Genomic DNA, 20,232 nt, shown 5'->3' with positions numbered 1-20,232 from the left:
ATGGAAATAGACTTTCACCCTTGAAATGAATATTTTAAAAGTGATAAAAAAGTTTTAAAACAACTTAAAAAAATAAGAGTCAATGATGCTGATAGTGAATTCAATCAAGATATCAACATTATTGAAGGTTCATTTGTAGCACCTCTTGGAGTCGGTTATAATAAATTTAATAAAGCAACAGTTTCTGGATTAGTGAGCGGTTTTGTACAGTATTTAGATTCAATTAAAACAAACTGTTCAAAATTCAATGTTTTATTAGCGCATGATGGCTCAAATGATCAATTAAAAGAGTTGTTAAAGGATATGGGTCAAGTGCTTATTAATGCAGGAATTAATGTTCATTTATTCTTAGAAAATGAACCAGTGGCAAAAAATTTTGCTTTGTATAGTTTAAAGCAAACTAAAGATATAAACATATTGTTTTATTTTTCAAGATACACTGAAAAATTTAATGATTATGCTTTGTCATTATTTAACACCAACGGTCAACAAATTGGACTCAATTTCATTGAAAAAATATTTGAATTCTATAAAAGCTTAAATATTTTTGAAGTGAAAAAATCTAATGATGATTTTATATATTTGAAAACTGATTTACTTCAAAAAGAATTTTCTAATGAATTGACAAAATTAAAAATTAGAAGCAACGATGTACAAAAATTAACGTTTGGAGTTTATACATATAATAATAGCGTGAACTTGGTTAAAAAAATTTTCGGTTCTATTGATGCTCCTTATATTTTGATAAACAAAATTAGATTTATAAATGAAAGCACAATTCTTTTATTCAAAAACAAAAACGTATTCAAAAACAGTTATATTTTTGTTTTAAATGAAGATTGTACCAATGTCGACGTGTTTGCGTGTTCTTATAAAAACATTTACAAAAAAATTAACATTGAAAATTTATGATTCATGTATATAAATTTCTATTCAACAATGACTCAAATTATGAATAAAAAACCAATGTTTGAAAAATTGAAAATATCTGATTTTTCAAACGTACATTTTCAAAAAGAAAATACCGTTTTTAAACAAAACATAATAAAAGAATCATTAATAACTAAAGAAAAAGATGAACAATTATATTTACAAATTAATGAAGACGGCAAAGCATATACCAATTTAGAAAATTTTAACCATTACAATAGTTTAATAACATTAACGTTATTTACTGAAATGATGAACTATTATGCTACTCAAAATATTGATTTAGTATCAAAAATGAATAATAATATGGAAACTAGAAACATAACCCCGGTAGAATCATTTGCAATGGATCTAGATAGAAGTTTATTAATATCATTAATAGATATTCTGCAAAAATCAGATTCAATCAATGATAAATTAATAACTAAAAAATATTTAATGAACAATATTAAAAACACTGAACAACAATTTTTGATTAAATGTCAATTCAGTTCTACTGAATGAATGGGGCTAAAATTCAATAAAATGAGTGACGAGCTAATCGTTTATCTACAAAACAATCAATTAAGTTCGCAAATAAATGTTTTTAAAAAATATTTTCATAAAATAATTAAACAAATTTCAAACAAAGATAACTAAAAAATAGTGCAATAGCACTATTTTTTAATTTATATTATTTATATTAGTATTTTGCTTTGTTTTGTATTTTATATTGATTTTGCATATATCTAATCACAGGATATAACGAATAAGTTAAAAATGTGTAAACAGGTATTTCAATTAAACTTTTAAATATAATTGGAATCATTCAAATTAAATAATAATCAGAATAAGTTCAAGTTCCTCTTTTGTTGAAAAATCTGTTGTGGAAATTAATATATGAAAACGGTCCTCAAATTCATCTAAACAAGATCATAGACACGGTCGTGTTTATGAATATTATAAAAATTGTTGTCGTATTGTTTTTTCAATTTTCATTTTTGGTAAAACGATGAATTAAAGCTAATGATATGCTAAATATTCATATACATCCAATAGAAATAGACGAAACTATGGTTACAACGTTAGAAGCAATTGGTTTTGCCTTGCGTGATGTTTCCTTTCATTTAATCAGATCAGATTCTAATAAAATGATTGTTACAAAGATTGCTGTAGTAAAAGTGATTATGAAAAATCCTATCAATCAAAGTCAATGAGAATCGAATTTACGCAATTTAAATATTAACGAGCTTAAAACAGCTATCAATACCGGAACAATTGCGTATTCAATCATTCAGAATTGAATACCGTAAATTAATTGTGTAACCGTATCGCAAAGTAACGCTAATATCCCTCCTTTAATTGGACCCAATACTATACCAAAAATAATAAATAAAGTATACGTTATAGCTATTTTTCTAGGTCCAGTAAGAGCAAATCTTTGGACTGAATCAGCAATAAAATATAAAGCGATAAATAATGCAAAAAGAGCAATATCAAAAACACTTAATGTTAAGTTATCTTTTAATCACTTTTTAATACAAAATTTTTCTTTTTCGACAATTTTATTATTTTTCATTCAATGCCATTTCAGTAATTGTGGCAATTAAAGGAGTATTGTTATAACCAAAGTTTTTAGCAACTCCAGCTATATCGCAGTGAATGAATTTGGTGTTTTCTGCAAATTCTTTCAAGAACATTGCCGCTGAGCAAGAACCAGCGTTTGGACTCTTGTCTGAGTTACATAAATCAGCAACTGGCGTATCTTTAATTCCTTCACCATATTCTTCATCAAATGGTAATCTTCAAATTTTTTCATTAGCTTCGCAAGAAGCAGCCTTAAATGAATCAAAGAAATTATCGTCAGTAGAATAAACACCTGCATATGTTTGTCCCAAAGCGCTTCTGACAGCCCCTGTTAATGTAGCAACATCGATAAGTCTTGTAGCGTTTAATTCACGAATAGCATATGTCATACCATCAGCCAAGACTAAACGTCCCTCAGCATCTGTGTTTGTAACTTCAACTGTTAAACCGTTCATTGATTTATACACACTATCTGGTTGAGAAGCATTTGTATTTAACGAGTTATCAGTCAACATCATAACAGCTGAATAATTTGCTTTTGCTTTTAATTTTGCAATAGCTTTTAAAGCAAAACAAGCTACAGCGCTACCAGTCATATCATATTTCATGCCTTTCATTCCACCACCACTTTTTAGTGAGTATCCACCAGTGTCGAATGTAATACCTTTCCCCACTATTACTGTTTTTTCTTTTGATTCTGGGTTACCGTTATATTCAACAACTAACACTTTTGGAGCGTGTATTGAACCCTTGTTAACACTTAACATAAGATTCATTCCAAGTTTTTGAATATCAAATGATTCTAATGTTTTTACAGTAACATTATCAAGACCTTCAAAATGTTTAGCGTATTCTTCTGCTAAGTATTCTGAATTAGCAATATTCGGAACCATTCTTTGATAAAAACGAGCTTGATTAAATGAATCAGCAATTGTTTCGCCCTTGAATTTTGCTTTATTGTTTGCTTCATTTTCATTTGCAGTAATTAATGTGTGAATACTGTAAACATTTGAATCTTTTTTGCTTTTTAAATCAAATCCTTCAAATTCACCAGTTCTTAAAGCGTAAGAAACGTCAGTTAATAATTTATCAAGAGAATATTTTTTTGAAACGAACGAATCTAAATCAATTAAATAATCTCTGTTTGCAGTTTTGGGTAATTTATTAAAAAAGCTTAATAATGATTCTAAGTTAATATCTTCATACAAACCAATGCATACTGAAGCTGTTTTTTCATAAACATCTTCAGTCACAACAAATTCTTTTGTTTTATCTTCCTTATCTTTTTTAAAAAAAGCTTTTAATACAAATTTATTATTTTTCATTTTTTACCTCTTTTAAACGTGCGAATTCAGTTATTGTAGCAATCAACTCACCTTGTGGGTTTAAATCTCTGTCAGCTGTACCAGCTACGTCACAGTGAATATATGTTGTGTCTTCAGCGAACTCTTTTAAAAACATTGCCGCAGTATTACAGTCGCTGATTTCATTATTAGAATAATTATTTAAATCAGCCACTTTACTTTCGGTGTTTGTTTTATGGAAATCACTGTGGAACGGCATTCTTCACACTTTTTCTTTTGCTATTTTAGAAGCTGTTTCAAATTTGTTTCATTCTTTATCACAAGTTGAATAAATACCTGAATATACAGTTCCTAAAGCTCTTACCATTGTTCCAGTTAATGTAGCAACATCGACAATAACATCAGCTTTTAATTTATCTTTAGCGTAAGTGATACCATCAGCTAAAACTAAACGTCCTTCTGCATCTGTATCTACTACTTCAACTGTTTTTCCCGACATTGATGTATAAACATTTTCAGGTAATGATGGATCACCGTTGGTTCTATTGTCTGTAATCATCATGATAGCTGATACGTTATAATTAATTTTATTCAAAGCAATGTTTTTTAAAGCGTAAGCTACTATTGCTGAACCTGACATATCAAACTTCATACCTTCCATATAGTAACCTTTAGTATTTACTCCTCCAGTATCGAAAGTTATACCCTTACCTACTAAGGCTAATCTTTCTTTTCTATCCTTGTTTGGAGTATAGTTTAAAATAACTACTCTCGGTTCAAACACAGAACCTTTATTCACACTTAATAAAAGCCCCATATTTAATTCAGTAATTTGTTTTTTGTCTAATACTGTAATTTCTAGATTTTCAATACCTTTTAAATCTTTAGCAACAAAATCAGCTAATCACTCACTAGTACATACATTTGGTGGTGTTATTTGTAATGAACGAGCCATTGTTACGTTTTGTGCAAGTAACATCATTTCATTTGCGAATGCTTTATATGAATCATCCTCTAAGAATAATTCCAAGACAAATTCTTCCTTGTCTTTTTTTGTTTTAATATTGTATAGTTCATCTTTTAAGAAACTATGACGTGTGTAAAAAGCTCTTAAAACATCTTTAATTTCAATGTTTTCGTTAACAAACGAAAGAACATCTACGCTCATATCCTTATCTTGTTTATTTATAATTGAGTCTACTATTTTTCTTAATTGAACAAATGATTCAATTTCGTCATTGTATACGTAAATAATATTATTTTTTTTATCTTCAGTTCAAGCACCTTTTTTAATTGAAACAAACTCTGGAAAATCAGAGTTTTTAAAAACTGCTTTTACCAAAGGCAATTTTGATTTTTTATTTGAATAAATTTTTAACATTATTCTCCTTTCATAAACTTTAACAATTATAGCCAACAAAATAATAAAAAAAAGAATTTGTAAAAACTTATAACAATATAAAAAAAACATTGAAAAAAAATTTCTTTTTTTAATCAAATTTAGTTAATAAAATCGTTATTATATTAATAAGATAAGAGGTGTATATGAAACAATATTTAGATTTATTAAAAGAGGTTTCTTCAAAAGGAAAAAATAAAAGTGATAGAACAAATACAGGCACAATAAGTTTGTTTGGTACCCAATCAAGATTTGATTTATCGAAAGGATTCCCTTTAGTTACAACTAAAAAAATGGCTTGAAAATCGATTGTAATTGAATTATTATGAATAATTAAAGGTGATACCAACATTAAATTTTTAGTTGATAACAATGTTAGAATTTGAAACGAATGGCCATATGAAAATTTCAAAAAGTCTCCTAATTATAACAATGAAACAATGGCGGAATTTGTTGAAAAAATTAAAAAAGATGAATCTTTTGCAAAAATTTATGGAACTCTTGGTCCTGTTTATGGCAAACAATGAAGAGATTTTTTAGGCGTTGATCAATTATCCAGAGTAATTAATGATATTAAAAATAATCCATTTTCAAGAAGACATATTGTAAGCGCGTGAAATCCAGTGGAAATTGATCAAATGGCACTTCCGCCTTGTCATGCTTTCTTTCAGTTTTTTGTTTCAGAAGACAAAAAATTATCCTTACAACTTTACCAACGTAGCGGAGATTTATTTTTAGGAGTGCCTTTTAATATTGCTTCTTATTCATTATTATTAACAATGGTGGCACAGGTGTGCGATCTTGAGGTTGGTGAATTTATTCACACAATAGGAGATGCTCACATTTATTCTAATCATATAGAACAAGTGGAACTTCAATTAACTAGAGAACCATTGAAACTTCCAACACTTGTTTTGAATAAAAATATTAAGAACATTGAAGATTTTACTTATGAAGACATTCAATTAGTTGATTATGAATCGCATGAAAAAATAGCGGGAAAAGTGGCTGTATAATGATTAAATTAATTGTAGCCATGGATGAACACAATTTAATAGGTAAAGGCGATAAAATGCCTTGACATATTAAAGAAGAATTTATTCATTTCAAAAATACAACTTTAACGCACGCATTATTATTTGGACGAAGAACATTTTTAGGATTGCCAGGTAAATTATTGAATAGAAAATCAATAGTTTTATCACCGGATGACATTGAAACTGCTGATTTAACTATTCATAATGATTCAGAATTAACAGAATTATTTAAAAAATATAAAGATTCAAAAGAGGTTCTTTTCATAGCTGGCGGAAAATCGATTTATGAATCGTTTTATCAATATGCTGACGAATTGATAGTTTCGAGAATTAAAGGAAAATTTGAGGGCGATGTTTATCTCAACTTAGATTTAAGTTCTTTTGATAAAGAAAAGGTTATTGAACACGAAAAATTTAATGTGGAATATTGACAAAAGAAAAAGCAAGTTTAATGACTTGCTTTTTCTTATAAAAGTACAATGTTTTCTTTTTTACATTTGTCTTTTTCAGTATCTGATCAGTAAGACACTTGAACTTCACCGATATGAGCTTTTTCAAGTAAGAACATAGCAATTCTGCTTTGACCAAGCCCACCACCAATTGTATAAGGTAATAAATCATTAACAATTGCATGATGATAAGGGCTGATTTTTTCAATATCAGATTTTTCCATCGCGTATTGTTTCATTAAAGCTTTCGAATCAACACGAATACCCATTGATGATATTTCTAGTGCTATGTCCAATGTAGGATGATAAACAATCATGTCCCCATTTAAACTTCAATCATCGTAATCTTTGGCTCTTTTTGAATGAGGTTTATTGTCAGGCAAATTATTACCAATACCAATAATAAATACTGCTTTATGTTTTTTAACTATTTCATATTCTCTTTGTTCAGCGGGAATGTTTGGATATAGATTATATAATTCGTCACTAGTGATGAAAAAAAGTTCATCAGGTAATTTTTTTGATAGCTCTGAATATTTATCATTGATTTTATCTTCAGTGTTTTTTAAAGCTTCGAACAGTAATTTTACTGTTTGTTTCAGTGTATCAACATTTCTATCTGAGTATTCGATATTTCTTTCTCAATCTCATTGATCAACATAAAAAGAGTGTGTTGCATCTAAATCTTCTTCTCTGCGGATAGCGTTCATGTCAGTGTAAATACCATGATGTAATGCAATATTATATTTATGTAATGCTTCTCTTTTTCATTTAGCTAATGAGTGAACAATTTCAAGATTAGAATCGATATTTTTAGCCTTAAACAATACTGGAGTCTCTCCGTTTAACCCATCATTCAAACCACTTTCTGTTGTTAAAAACAATGGTGCACTTACCCTTACTAATCTTAATTTTTTAGATAACTCTTTTGAGAAATCCTTTTTTAGTTTTGCTATTGCGTATTGTGTATCTGTTATGTTTAATTTTGTTTTGTACATTTAAAATCCTTTATTTTGTAGATCAATCTATTTCTTTTTTATTAATTGATAATAAATAATCATTAGTTTTTTTGAAAATATTAGAGCCAATAAAACCTCTATAAGCACTCAATCCTGAAGGATGACTTGTCGATAAAATGTGTTGTTTTTGCAAATCCATATTTTTAACAAAATCCATTGCCTTTTTACCCAATAATATATATACAATATTTTCATTGTGTTGGTTAATTGATTCAAGAGCATTACTTACAAATGTTTCTCAACCTCAATCTTTGTGAGCTAAAGCTAGATTTTCTACTGTTGTTAATGTTGTGTTAATCAATAAAATTCCTTGTTGTTTTCAGTAATTTAAATTATTTGTTTTTAATGAAACATTAGGATATGAATTTTTAATTTCTTTAAATATGTTGCGCAATGATACTGGCGTTTTTATAGATTCAGTGCTGAAGGCCATGCCATCCGCCACATTAGGTAAAAAATATGGATCTTGACCAATGATAACAACTTTTAATTCGTTAAAATCCATATCAAAAGCATTGAATCATTTGTCTTTGCTTGGGACAATTTTACGATTTTCATTATTTAATAAGTTTATAAGTTTTTTAAAATATTCTTTTTCTTTTTCATTATTTAAAAATTCATTGAAATTAAATTTCATTAACAACTCTTTTCTTACCTTCAAATTGATATTCATAAATATATAAATATCCATCAGCAAATTTAATTTTCAATGGTGTTGCAACTTTTGAAATGCTAGCTCTAAAAAGCTTAATTCTTTTACCATTTAAAATCATGTATGCACCTGGTTGATCATTAAAAGCTTTAATTTTACTCAACGCTTCCTTGCAAGTTAAGTTTGTATTAATTTCGCAATCCTCTTTATTAATTTTGTTAGCAAAAGTTACTAAACTTTCATCTTGTTTACGAGCAGCGTTTTTGTTTTCGTAAAGCTCTTTTAATCAGTTATCAATATTTTCTTTTGTTAAATTTGCCATTTTTTTATAAAGTTCTAACGCTGTATCATGTTCTTCAATTTTGAATGAAGCACTACCAATTATGTCACCCGCATCCATCTCTTTTGTCATGTGAATCAATGAGACTCCCGTGTGCGAATCTCGATTTAATAAACAATGTTGAATTGGTGCTGCTCCTCGGTATTTTTCTAATAAAGATCCGTGAACATTTATTGAAGCGATTTTAGCTAATTTTAATATACTTTCGGGTATATATTGTCCAAACGCTGCAGTGATAAAAAAGTCAAAGTCGAGTTTTGATAATTCGTCATAAATTTCTTTTATTTTTTCGGGTTGGTAAATTTTTATTCCATATTTCAGCGCTAGTGCGTGAGTATCTGTTTTAATTAATTGTTTTTTTCTGTCTAAAGCGCGATCCGGTTGTGAAATAATCCCAATAACCTCATAGTGTTGTATTAAGTATTCAAATATATCTGCGCTAAAATGTATTGTTCCTGCTAATAATAATTTCATAATGTTTTAATTTTAAAGCAGAAACAAAATATTCTGTATAAATAACTATTTCTATCAGATTTTCCTCAATAACTCTCCCCAAAGCGACGCTTATTATCATTTATTTTCAAAATAAATAATTAAATACATATAACTGATGAAAAAAACAGAGTTTTTTATATAATAAAACTTATGTACAAAAAACACAACACAATTCACATAACAACAAAAAATACTTTAAAAGTTTATGACGACATTGATTACTCATCAATGCCTTTTTGTGTTGTTGAATATTTAGAATGAACATACGATACTACTCTCCAGTAAAAAATAAAACTATTAATTTAGTTTTATTACCCTTTTCTTTAATCTAATATATATATTTTTTTAAATTGAGGAGAGTTTTATGCTGAAAAAAACAATCAAATGATTAAACATTAATCCTAGATTAATAATGCTTATTCCATATTTAATTATTGCTGTCGTCTTTATATTAATGCCAATAGGACTAATCTTAGTAAGTGCTTTCACTGATAATGGTGTTAATCACGATTCATGACAAATAGTAAGAAACAGAGCAACATGAGTTGTTATTTTTAGATCAATCAAATTAGGTTTATTAGCTTCATTTGCAGCTCTTGTTATTGCATTGCCCTATACTTATTTTGTTTCTACTAGCAAGTCTAAATTGTTTAAAATTATCGCGATTTCGTTAATATTAGCTCCGTTATTAATTTTTACTATTGCAAAAGTATATGCAATAAGAGGGATTTTGCTATCAATGATGAATGATGAAAAAGTTAATAACGAATGATTTATGGTTTTTGCAATGGTATATATGAATTTACCTTTTATGATAATGCCATTATATTCAGTATTCAAATCATTACCTAATAATATTATTGAAGCAAGTCAAGATCTAGGTTATTCAAAATTTGTAACTATGTTTAAAGTAGTTATTCCTTATGGTATAAAAGCCATTATGTCGGGTGTTTCATTGGTATTCATTTCATCAGCTACATCGTTAGTAATTTCAGAAAAATTATTAACAAACAAGTATAGCTTTCAGTTAGTGGCTAATTTAATCAATGATTATGCTAATCCAACTTCACCAGTTGACATGTCCATAAGTTCAGTACTTGTATTAGTTGTTACTTGTTGCATCATTGGGGTTTCTGCATTGTTATATATAATACCTGCGTTAATAATGAAATTGAAAGGAATGAGATATGAATAGATTAAAAGATTTTATTTCTAAAACATATGTTTATTTTATATTAATTATTACTTATATTCCATTAATGTTTGCGTTAGTATTTTCCTTCAATACAACTTCAAAAAGAGGAGCATTAAGCTTTCAATGAAACCAATTCACAGATAAGGCCTGAACCACTTTTTTTGCGGAAACAAGAGGCATAGCATTAGTTAATTCTTTAATTATTGCATCAGCGACAGCAATTATCACTGTATTGATTTCTTTAATTACTGTATTCGCACTTTGAAAACAAAAAAACAAAATTTATGAAAATGCAACAAAGTCAACTTATTCAATCACGATGATTAACCCTGACGTTATCACGGCGATAGGTTTAGTACTTGTTTACTCATTAATCTTCAGTACGCTTGCAATAACAAATGAAGGAATGATAAGAGCAATTGTAGGTCATTGTGTCATTGCTTTACCTTATGCAATAAGTATTATGCACCCAGCCAGTCAAAAATTTAACCGTAATTTATTTGAGGCTAGTCAAGATCTAGGATATTCAAAATTTCAAACATGATTTAAAGTATATTTAGTGCATATGGCTTGACCTTGCGTGTTCGCTGCCATTGTAGCTATTTTCTTTTCGATGGATGATTTTATTATTACTAGATTAGTTTCAAACACTTCAACACTTGGTACTAAATTATATGAAAGTTCATTCAGAGCCTGAGGATTAGTTGTTGGTTCTGTACTGATGTTATTATCTCTTTCAGGTACATTTATTTACGTAATTGTAAAATGAAAAAAGGAGAAGGCAAATGCTAAAATTTCTTAAAAAACCTTGATTCATAATTACCTCAATAATCATATTATTGATTGGTTTTTTTACCTCTATAGCGTGTATAAAGTTGAATAATTTATATAAACCTTCTTTTTACAACTACGCATCATATATAAGTGCTAACAATCGTAAAAATCTTGAAAAACAACTTGATTATAAAGAGTTTGGAACCATTAATGAATTCAATGTGGCCATTAGTAGAAATCAAGCCGCTGCTGGTATTGGTACTGATTCGCAAGCGATACAATTAATTAAACAAGATAAACTTAAAAAAATAGACTATGAAAAAATATTTGGCAAAGGCATCAAAACTCCTGAAAAATTTTTAACGCCAGTAATTTGAGAACACCTTAACTCATATGATTCATTTTTATTGACTGATTCATATGGAAAAATGTATGAAAAACCAAGACACTTATGAGAATATTTTGTCCCTTATTACATTCAAGAAGTGGTTATAGCCTATAACCATACAAAAAACAATAATAAGAAAATTAAAGTTGAAGAAAATGATTCATACTATGAAATACTGAAAAAATTAAATAAAGCCAATTATAAAAAAATCGGTTTATTAGATGATTATCGAAATAACTTAGCAATTGGTTCAACTCGTTTGAGTCAATCAAATAACTCTAATTATGTAGATAAATTCAATGAAATAAATTTAAATGTTACTGAAAATAATTACAAATCTCAAATTCAATCTTTTATAAATTTAATTAAAGATTCTTTTGATACAACGTTTAAGAATACTAAAAAACTTTTACTCGATGGTGATGGTCAAGTTATTTTAAGAAACTTAATTGATCCAAATAGTAATGTAGATGTTGCCATTATGTTTAACGGTGATGCGTTGGACGCTTATTATTCTGAGGATAATTTTGAACAAGTACCTACTGGTTCAATAACGGTAGTATCACCTAAACATTCAATATACTCACTTGATGGTTTAATTATCAATAAAAATTTTGATACTAAAACATTGAATAAATATTATGAAACTATCCGGAATTCATTCTTTAAAGGTTACGAACTAACTAAATTTAAAAACGGCAAATACGATGAAAATGCCTCTGTTCAAGCTCTGGAAAAAGAAACTTTTGATACAAAAACAAAAGAATATGATTATGAAAAATTGCCATTTTTAAGTAATTTTGATTTAATTAATTACACTCCAGTTTATAGAATTGAGTATGATTTCATCAAAAAACATTACTTTGTTAACAACAATAATTCTTTAGACAGCGAAGCAATGGGTATATATGATTTAAAAGCCACAAAAACAAATTCAATAAAACCTATTTCATTTATATTGGCATCGATTGTGAATGCTTATTACAACAGAAAAATAAAAGAATAATAAAAAAAGCGCGCATGATAGCGCTTTTTTGGATATCAATAATTTTATTAAACAAGCATGAAATGTATTTTAATTTTCAGACTTTAAAAATAATTTTATGAAAAAAAATGTTTATATGGTATTATTCTAAAATAACATAGAGAGTTGCGTAGTCTAGCGACATTGACGCATGCCAACCTGCGTAGGTAAGGTGGAAAGCAAGGGATTGAATCTAACATGTGATTATTATTTTTTGAACTCTCTATTAATAAAAAGGAGAGTTTTTATGTACTTTTTTACAAGTGAAAGTGTTGGAGCTGGTCATCCAGATAAAATTTGTGACCAAATTAGTGATGCAATATTAGATGCTATTTTAGCCAATGATAAAGATGCCCGTGTTGCCTGCGAAGTTTTTGCAACAAATAGAATGATTGTGATTGGTGGTGAAATAACAACCAACACCTATGTTGATGTGGTGTCAATAGCTTGAACTGTTGTTGAAAAACTGGGTTATAATGAAAATGATTTTTCAATTATTAGTGCAATTAATAGTCAAAGCCCAGATATCGCTCAAGGTGTTAACAAAGCAAATGATATTGGTGCTGGGGACCAAGGAATGGTTTTTGGTTATGCCACTGATGAAACAAAGGAATATATGCCTTTGACATTAGTCATCAGTCATGAATTGGTAAAAAGGGCTGAAATTTTACGTAATTCAATATTGTCTGAATATATTAAAAGTGATATGAAAAGTCAGGTCACTGTTAAATGAGAAAAAGGTGCACAAGTTGTTTCGCAAGTATTAATGTCAATTCAGCATTTTGCTGATGTTGATCAAATAAAATTAAAAGATTTAATCAAAAAAGAAGTTGTGGATCCAGTATTAGAAAAATACAAACAATCAACCGATGTAACATTTTTATTTAACCCAACTGGTCGTTTCGTAATTGGGGGCCCAATTGGTGACACTGGTTTAACCGGGAGAAAAATAATTGTTGACACTTACGGCGGAAGAGCTCGCCATGGTGGTGGTGCTTTCAGTGGCAAAGATTATACAAAGATAGATCGTTCCGCTGCTTATATGGCTCGTTATATAGCTAAAAATTTAGTAGCAGCCGGTATTTCAAAATCATTGGAAATTCAATTATCCTACGCAATAGGAATGCCTAAACCACAAAGCATATTTATTGATACGTTCAATACATCTGAGTACACTGATGATCAAATAATCCAAATTATCAACGAGTTGTTTGACTTAAGTGTAAAAGGTATTATTGAAACACTTGATTTAAAAAATGCTAAATACTTACCAACAGCAACTTATGGTCATTTTGGAAGAGATGACCAATCATTCTCGTGGGAAAAATTAGACAAAGTAAAAGATATTCAAAAAATAATTAACAGTATTTAAATTTTATTTTAATCAAGAATAATATATAAAAAAACTCACATACAAAATGTTTTGTATGCATGAGTTTTTTTTATATGTTCCAGTTTGTATAATGATAATGAAATGCCGCGCTTTTGTCTTTTTCTTCTTCCATTATTAAATATAATTCTTTTGCTATATTTTCTTCACGTTGTGAGTGTCCAGAAGCTTCTATAATGGCTAATTGGGCTTTTTCAACGCTATCAGCTAATAGAAACGCTGCACTCGGTCTACAGTCGATATCATAACGACCATGCACGATTATCATTGGTATGTGTTTAATTTTGTCAATATTATTCATAATTTGATTTTCTTTTAAAAAACAATTATTTAAAAAATAATGGGTTTCCATTTGAGAAAAATTAATAATATCTTGAATGTTTTCAATTGGAGATTTTGTCGGAATTAAAGTAACTATGCTCATTTCTCAATCGGCTCACATTTGAGCAGATTTTTGAGAAATTACTGAGTCATTCGAGTTTATTTGTTTGTGATAAAATTTTATTAATTCATCAACATTTTGAGTATTAGCATATTTTGTAAAATTTTGGTACTCATCGTAAAAGAAATTAGATGCACCATTAGGACCGTACAGTCATTCTAAATCGGCTTGTCTACCTAAAAATACACCTCTTAAAACTAGTTTTTTCACATTTTCAGGATATTTTTGTGCATACGTTAATGCTAATGTTGTTCCTCAAGATCCACCGAATACTATTCAAGTGTTTATTGATAATGCCTGACGAATAGCATTTATATCTTCGATTAAATCTTGCGTTGTGTTATTTACAATTGATGCACTAGGAGTACTTTTACCGCAACCTCTTTGATCAATCATGATTACTTTATAAAAATCAGGATCAAAGAATTTTAAAGAGTCCATAGACATTCCTCCACCGGGCCCACCGTGAATAACCACAACAGGTAAACCATCATCGTTGCCAGAGACTGTATAATGAATTGAATGAATATCTCTTTGAATAAAATAACTTTTAACGTTGTTATGTATATACATTAAATTTTTTTACTTATTCCTATTGATATTGCATCAATACCAGCGTGTATTAAAACACTAGCAGCGGCAAAAGAACTAAATATTGGTTTAGCATCTAATTCTGCTAAGTATGACTCTACAATGTCTACATATTTTTGAATTCCAGTGTGAACAATTCAAAAGTTGTACTGATCAAGGTTTTTTTCTCCGCCAATGTACTCAAGTAATTTTTCCATAGCTTTTAATATTGCTGATTTCATAGTTCTTTTTACACCTGTAGCTGTTACTCCATCATTATTTTTAAGTATAGGAATTAATTTCAAACTTGTCATAATTATTTTTTTGTAGTTAGATAATCTTCCGCCAGATACAAACGCATCTAGATTTGCCGGGATAATGTAATTTAATGTTGCATTATTTTGTGATTCCAAGAAATTCAATATGTCTTTATGTGATTTGCCGTTTTCATTCATTTCGATAATTTTATTTGCAATTATGATGTATTGTTTAGAAACAAAATTATTATTAAATATTGTGAATTTATCAGGATTTATCGAATTAGCAATAGCGCATAAGTGATTGAATTCACTTGATAAGGCACTGTTTATAGGCAACACGTAAATGTGATCATATTTGTTATTCAAATTCTGCATTAAATTTTCCATAAATGCGTATGGTGGCAATGAAGTTTGTACTTTTTTTCCGCTTTCGATTTGCGCTCTTACTTCAAGGTTTGTAATGTTGATACCTTCTAAATTATTTTTTCCATTAATAATTACCTGTAATGGAATAAAATCGAAACCTAAATCATTCACTTCTTTTTGTGTAAGTCCACAAAAAGAATCTAAAATAATCCCTATTTTTCTATTCATTATTATCTCCTTTTTCAATGTAGAAAAATTCCTTTAATTGTTTATTGATTTGATATCCGTAATCATTGATATCAATATCTTCGAATATAACATTGATTTTTTTGTTTTTTGAATAAACTGCTAAAGCCATAATATCTAAAAATGTTTGTGGTTTGCTTATGTCTTTAGTCAACTCTTTTGTCAAGATTACTATGTTTGTATCCATTTTATCTATCATTTCATAAACTTGATCATTTATGTAATTAATACCTAAAACTGTCTTTATTTTTTTTGATTTTAATTCTTCTGTTTTTTGCAATAAGATGTCTATATCACTGTATTCATTTCATAATAAAGCAATATGTGTATTTTTAAATTCCTTATCACTCGAGATTAAGAAATTTGCTAATTTTAGATTAAGAAAATCATAATCATTAATTTTAACTAAGTAAAAATATTTTAATAAATTAGTTTCACTATTAAAAATGCTTGAAATAATTCTCGTTTTTAATGATGTTTTGTTAATTACGAGCATTGTCCCCTTATCTTCATTTTCAAGATCGGGATCTAAGATTTTATATTTAGTATTTTTATTCAAATATTCACTTACTGGTTTAGCTGTAAATTTCAATAAACCCTTGCTTAATAAAGCTCTAATTTTCTTGTAGTTATTATTGAATAATAGATTATTTTCAACATTTAATTTGTTTGCACCTAAGATAAAAAAGCCATTCATTGTTGACGAAATATAAGTTAAATAATCAATAAATTTAATTTCATTAGCTTCTCAATATTTAAAATTGTTAGTAGGTTCAGTAAATATTATTGAATTAGTTAATTCTTTTACATATTCTGAATTCAATAAATTTTTCAATTTTAAATAATTTCTTTGCAAACTTTTTTTATTCCTGTTTTGCACTTGTATTATTAGTGTTGAATCTTTAATAATTACATAATTTAAAAATAGTTGATTGTGTGGCAAATGTTTACAAATGTATTGAACAATATCTTCCTTTTTATATATATTTTTCTTATTTATATTGGTAAAAAATGTATATGAATAAAAGTCCGTTTCAATACTCGAGAAATTATTACGATAAATTATATTTTTTTGAACAATTTCTTTGTTTAATTTCCAACTAAATAAAGCAATATTACTTTCACCGTTTATCTTAGGTAAATCTAGCGTAAATTTGATGTAAGATTTTTTAAATTTTTTTGCACTTATTAATTCAAAACGAGTATCTTTTTTGAGTGATTCTTCAGTAAGGGAATTAAACAAAATTTTCTTGGAATCTTCATTGAAGATTTTAGAAAATTCATTTATTGAAATTCATTTTCCTTTTCTAAAATCTGAATTTTTAAAAAAAGGATAATGATTAAAATTCGTTTTATCTATTTCAAACATTTTTATTCTCATTTGTTTAATGTCAATATTAACAGGGATTGAACCATATCAAATGTTTTGATTGTTTTTGTTAGCGCATATTAAAGAAGTAACAATTATTATTCAACATAAAGATATTATTGAAATCAAAAAAAACAATATAAACATTATTCATTATCCCTTTGCACTAATTTTATAGGACTTTGAGTTCTTGAAAATGTTCTTTCACTGCCGTCGATTAAAAATTTAATTGTCATAACATCATCATCAATAGATTGAACAACGCCTTCTCCAAACTTAGCGTGAACTATTTTGTCATTTATTTTGAAATTATCTTTTTCAACAGATTCAGCAATGCTAAATGTATTTGCTATACCGATTATTCTTCCAGTACCTCTTATTCCAGCTTCTTGAATGAAACGACTTTGTTTGTCTTGTCTTTCTGCTGAAAAACTTAAGAATAATTTTTTCTTAGCTCTTGTAAATGCGACGTAAGCAATCCGTCTTTCTTCTTCAATAAGTTTTGGATCTTGTTTACTTGGGTCAATATTGTGAGCAAAGAAATTTGGTTTTTCACCCGGAGGAGTTAATGCTTTAAAGTGTGGAAATACGTTTTCACTTAATCCTGCAACAAAAACATAATCAAATTCTAATCCTTTGGCAGTATGTACTGACATTAGCGATACATAGCTTGCAACTTTAGAATCGTGATTTTGTTCAGTTAATAGCGCTATGTCGTGTAAATAATCACCCAGTCCTGATGATTTATTTTTCTTTTCCCAGTTTTCAATAGCTGTTATAAGCGCTTTAAAGTTTTCATATTTTGTTTCAATTTCTGCTTCAGATAATTTTAATGACTCAAAGTATTTAAATTTATTTATTATTAATTCATTCAACACTTGAGATATTGCAGTGGTTTGCAATTTTCTTCTTGCTCATCTTATACCGTTAATAAGGTCTGCTATTCTTTCAAGTGTTGGTCTATTTATACCTTCAATACTTTGTAAGTGCTTGAAGTGTGTTTCCATTGCATCTCAAAGGCCCATATTTCTTTCTTCAGCAAATTTAGTTAATTTTAATAAAGTTTCTTGGCCAATTCTTCTTGAGGGTTTATTAATAATGCGCTGCAATGGCATATCTGCACCATCAAAAATAACTCTCAAGTAAGCAATTGCATCCTTGATTTCTTCCCTTTGATAAAATCTAAATGAACCAAAAACTTCGTGATTTGTGTTTTCGTTTAATAAAGCTTCTTCAATAGCTCTCGAATATGAGTTAACACGGTATAAAATCGCTATGTTTCTCAATTGAACTCTTTGACGTTTTAAATCACTAATTTTTTTAGCTATTCATCTTGCTTCTGCCTCATCGCTGTGACCGCAGTAAAATTCAACATTCTCTCCTTCTTCGTTTTCAGTGAACAGCTTTTTCTCAACACGCATTTTATTAAATGAAATTAACCGGTTGGCTGATTCAATTATTTTCTTTGTAGAACGATAATTTTGCTCTAATTTAATTGTTTTGACGTTCGGAAAATCGTTCACAAAGTTGATAATGATGTCAACATCAGCATTACGTCATGAGTAAATAGTTTGATCTGGGTCACCCACAATCGTTATGTTGCCATGTTTTGCTAATACTTTAACGATATCGTATTGAATATGGCTGGTATCTTGAAACTCATCTACAAGAATGTATTCGTACATGTTTTCTCATTTTGTACGGATGTTTTCTAACTTGTCATCGTAAAATATTTTTCTAACATAAACTAATAAATCGGTATAATCAAGGATTTGATTTTTTGTTAAATAAGCTTGATACTCACTGTAGATTATTGGTCTTTTGTCATCTGAGTTTAAATTATTTTTTAATGTTTCTTCAGGTGTTCTTAAGTGACTTTTTTCATCATTTATAAAAGAAAGAATTGAAGACATTGAATACTCAGAGCTGTTTATATCTAATTTTTGATAAATTGCTTTTAATGCCTGTTTCTGATCTAATTCATCAAGTATTATAAAATCTCTTCTAAATCCCAAATGATGTATTTCACGCCGAAGAATTCTAGCACATAATGAGTGAAATGTAGTAATAAGAGGTGTAGGACTAGAGGGGTCTAATTTTCTCAGTGCTCTATCACTCATTTCAGCAGCTGCTTTATTAGTAAAAGTTACTGCCAACACTTTAGCTGGAGTAATCTTTTTTTCATTTATCAAATATGCAAGCTTATGTGTTAAAACACGGGTTTTACCACTACCTGCACCAGCAATAAGTCTTAATGGACCTTCGGTATATAATACTGCTTGTTTTTGTTGTTCGTTTAGTGAGTCTATTGAAAATTTTAATTCTTCTTCCATGGGCTCTCCTTTTAATTTTTGAAATTTATTTGTGGTAACTCTCTCTTTTTAGGTTTTATTGAATCGAAATCTAAATCATCGTGAAATACATCTTCGTATTTGTTAATGAAGACCACAGATGAATTACTGAATGTATCATTTCATCCGATTTTAGATGTTCTAGCCGTTGTTAACATTAAAAACACATCTATAATACCAGCCAATGAACAAATAGTTACTGGCACAGACATAAAAGCTTGTTGAATAACACTCAGTTTTTCAGTTGAATTCTTTGTTGTTTTTGCCATTTGAATAAATGTTTCATGGCTTATCAAAATTAACATTAATGTTATACCAATGATTCAAAGAATAGAATTCAATAATTGTCTTTGAATTATGGTTTTAAAAATTTTTGTATTTGCTTTATTACTTATTATTTTTAATCTACAAATTCACAATCCTAATGTTTTACCCTTGAAAATCATTGGTATAAAAATGTATATCGAAGCCATTGAAACGATTATTAAAAATAATCATAAATAATAGAAAAATTCAGTTTTAAATTGTCCCTTACCTTTATCAAAAAGTAATAATGAGTATATTGTTATTAAAGATAAAAACAATATCAAATCAATTGTAGTGGCCAATAATCTTATTCAAAAATTAGCTTTTTTATTGACTTTTTGTTTTATTGAATTTGTCATT

General features: G+C 28.2%; 19 protein-coding genes. 8 read left to right on the top strand and 11 right to left on the bottom strand.

The features are described 5' to 3' along the window. Positions 1-1,569: a hypothetical protein gene (locus tag HGG69_RS00165; RefSeq protein ID WP_169604801.1), complete on the top strand. Its 1,569-nt coding sequence runs from the start codon at positions 1-3 to the stop codon at positions 1,567-1,569. A 43-nt stretch (positions 1,570-1,612) separates the two neighbouring features. Here HGG69_RS00165 and HGG69_RS00160 read toward each other — a convergent pair whose 3' ends face one another. Genes HGG69_RS00160 through HGG69_RS00150 form a run of 3 tightly spaced genes read right to left on the bottom strand, consistent with a single transcriptional unit; the run spans position 1,613 to position 5,181 of the window. Further along, the gene (locus HGG69_RS00160) at positions 1,613-2,488 is read right to left on the bottom strand and encodes an ECF transporter S component (protein ID WP_169604800.1); all 876 of its coding nucleotides are present in this window, start codon (positions 2,486-2,488) and stop codon (positions 1,613-1,615) included. Continuing rightward, positions 2,478-3,821 carry a M17 family metallopeptidase gene (locus tag HGG69_RS00155; RefSeq protein WP_169604799.1) on the bottom strand — a complete coding sequence of 448 codons (1,344 nt, stop codon included), beginning with the start codon at positions 3,819-3,821 and terminating at the stop codon, positions 2,478-2,480. Before HGG69_RS00155 ends, HGG69_RS00160 begins: the two co-directional genes overlap by 11 nt. After that, the gene (locus HGG69_RS00150) at positions 3,811-5,181 is read right to left on the bottom strand and encodes a M17 family metallopeptidase (RefSeq protein ID WP_169604798.1); all 1,371 of its coding nucleotides are present in this window, start codon (positions 5,179-5,181) and stop codon (positions 3,811-3,813) included. The genes HGG69_RS00155 and HGG69_RS00150 overlap by 11 nt, the downstream gene beginning before the upstream one ends. A gap of 164 nt (positions 5,182-5,345) precedes the next feature. Here HGG69_RS00150 and HGG69_RS00145 point away from each other — a divergent pair, with 164 nt between their 5' ends. Beyond that, on the top strand, positions 5,346-6,215 hold the full coding sequence (locus tag HGG69_RS00145) for a thymidylate synthase (protein WP_169604797.1): 870 nt from the start codon (positions 5,346-5,348) through the stop codon (positions 6,213-6,215). Continuing rightward, the gene (locus tag HGG69_RS00140) at positions 6,215-6,688 is read left to right on the top strand and encodes a dihydrofolate reductase (RefSeq protein ID WP_169604796.1); all 474 of its coding nucleotides are present in this window, start codon (positions 6,215-6,217) and stop codon (positions 6,686-6,688) included. The genes HGG69_RS00145 and HGG69_RS00140 overlap by 1 nt, the downstream gene beginning before the upstream one ends. Before the next feature lie 14 nt (positions 6,689-6,702). Here HGG69_RS00140 and asnA read toward each other — a convergent pair whose 3' ends face one another. Genes asnA through fmt form a run of 3 tightly spaced genes read right to left on the bottom strand, consistent with a single transcriptional unit; the run spans position 6,703 to position 9,170 of the window. Further along, on the bottom strand, positions 6,703-7,683 hold the full coding sequence (gene asnA, locus HGG69_RS00135; protein ID WP_169604795.1) for an aspartate--ammonia ligase: 981 nt from the start codon (positions 7,681-7,683) through the stop codon (positions 6,703-6,705). Between the two features lie 10 nt (positions 7,684-7,693). Beyond that, positions 7,694-8,341, bottom strand: coding sequence for a uracil-DNA glycosylase (locus HGG69_RS00130; protein ID WP_205852859.1), 648 nt, complete (start codon positions 8,339-8,341; stop codon positions 7,694-7,696). Further along, complete coding sequence (fmt, locus tag HGG69_RS00125; RefSeq protein ID WP_169604794.1) at positions 8,331-9,170, bottom strand: methionyl-tRNA formyltransferase; 840 nt, start codon at positions 9,168-9,170, stop codon at positions 8,331-8,333. Before fmt ends, HGG69_RS00130 begins: the two co-directional genes overlap by 11 nt. Before the next feature lie 171 nt (positions 9,171-9,341). On the opposite strand from fmt, the gene HGG69_RS03145 reads away from it, so the two are divergent. The 5 genes from HGG69_RS03145 (at position 9,342) to metK (ending at position 13,944) form a co-directional block, all read left to right on the top strand. Then, positions 9,342-9,476, top strand: coding sequence for a hypothetical protein (locus HGG69_RS03145; RefSeq protein WP_272869881.1), 135 nt, complete (start codon positions 9,342-9,344; stop codon positions 9,474-9,476). 79 nt (positions 9,477-9,555) lie between these two features. Next, a complete protein-coding gene (locus HGG69_RS00120; protein ID WP_169604793.1) occupies positions 9,556-10,386 on the top strand; it encodes an ABC transporter permease in 831 nt (276 codons plus the stop codon). Further along, positions 10,379-11,188, top strand: coding sequence for an ABC transporter permease (locus HGG69_RS00115; protein ID WP_169604792.1), 810 nt, complete (start codon positions 10,379-10,381; stop codon positions 11,186-11,188). The genes HGG69_RS00120 and HGG69_RS00115 overlap by 8 nt, the downstream gene beginning before the upstream one ends. Next, positions 11,172-12,554 (top strand): type 2 periplasmic-binding domain-containing protein, encoded by a 1,383-nt coding sequence (locus tag HGG69_RS00110; protein WP_169604791.1) that lies wholly within the window; start codon positions 11,172-11,174, stop codon positions 12,552-12,554. The genes HGG69_RS00115 and HGG69_RS00110 overlap by 17 nt, the downstream gene beginning before the upstream one ends. A 265-nt stretch (positions 12,555-12,819) precedes the next feature. Further along, positions 12,820-13,944 (top strand): methionine adenosyltransferase, encoded by a 1,125-nt coding sequence (gene metK / locus HGG69_RS00105; RefSeq protein WP_169604790.1) that lies wholly within the window; start codon positions 12,820-12,822, stop codon positions 13,942-13,944. A gap of 70 nt (positions 13,945-14,014) precedes the next feature. On the opposite strand, the gene pip is transcribed toward metK, so the two are convergent. From pip to HGG69_RS00080, 5 genes are read right to left on the bottom strand one after another with little or no spacing between them, the layout of a single operon-like run. Next, a complete protein-coding gene (gene pip / locus HGG69_RS00100) occupies positions 14,015-14,977 on the bottom strand; it encodes a prolyl aminopeptidase (RefSeq protein WP_169604789.1) in 963 nt (320 codons plus the stop codon). After that, complete coding sequence (locus HGG69_RS00095) at positions 14,977-15,828, bottom strand: DegV family protein (RefSeq protein WP_169604788.1); 852 nt, start codon at positions 15,826-15,828, stop codon at positions 14,977-14,979. The genes pip and HGG69_RS00095 overlap by 1 nt, the downstream gene beginning before the upstream one ends. Further along, positions 15,821-17,362 (bottom strand): MHO_4530 family protein, encoded by a 1,542-nt coding sequence (locus tag HGG69_RS00090; protein WP_169604787.1) that lies wholly within the window; start codon positions 17,360-17,362, stop codon positions 15,821-15,823. Before HGG69_RS00090 ends, HGG69_RS00095 begins: the two co-directional genes overlap by 8 nt. Beyond that, complete coding sequence (locus tag HGG69_RS00085; RefSeq protein ID WP_169604786.1) at positions 17,362-19,548, bottom strand: ATP-dependent helicase; 2,187 nt, start codon at positions 19,546-19,548, stop codon at positions 17,362-17,364. The genes HGG69_RS00090 and HGG69_RS00085 overlap by 1 nt, the downstream gene beginning before the upstream one ends. Positions 19,549-19,559: 11 nt before the next feature. Continuing rightward, on the bottom strand, positions 19,560-20,231 hold the full coding sequence (locus tag HGG69_RS00080; RefSeq protein ID WP_169604785.1) for an RDD family protein: 672 nt from the start codon (positions 20,229-20,231) through the stop codon (positions 19,560-19,562). Position 20,232: the final 1 nt, after the last annotated feature.

The sequence above is a fragment of the Mycoplasma phocoenae genome (assembly GCF_012934855.1).
GTDB classification, from domain to species: Bacteria; Bacillota_I; Bacilli_A; order Mycoplasmatales; family Metamycoplasmataceae; genus Metamycoplasma; species Metamycoplasma phocoenae.
Note: the sequence above shows the minus strand (reverse complement) of the source record. Positions and strands in the feature narration are given on the sequence as shown.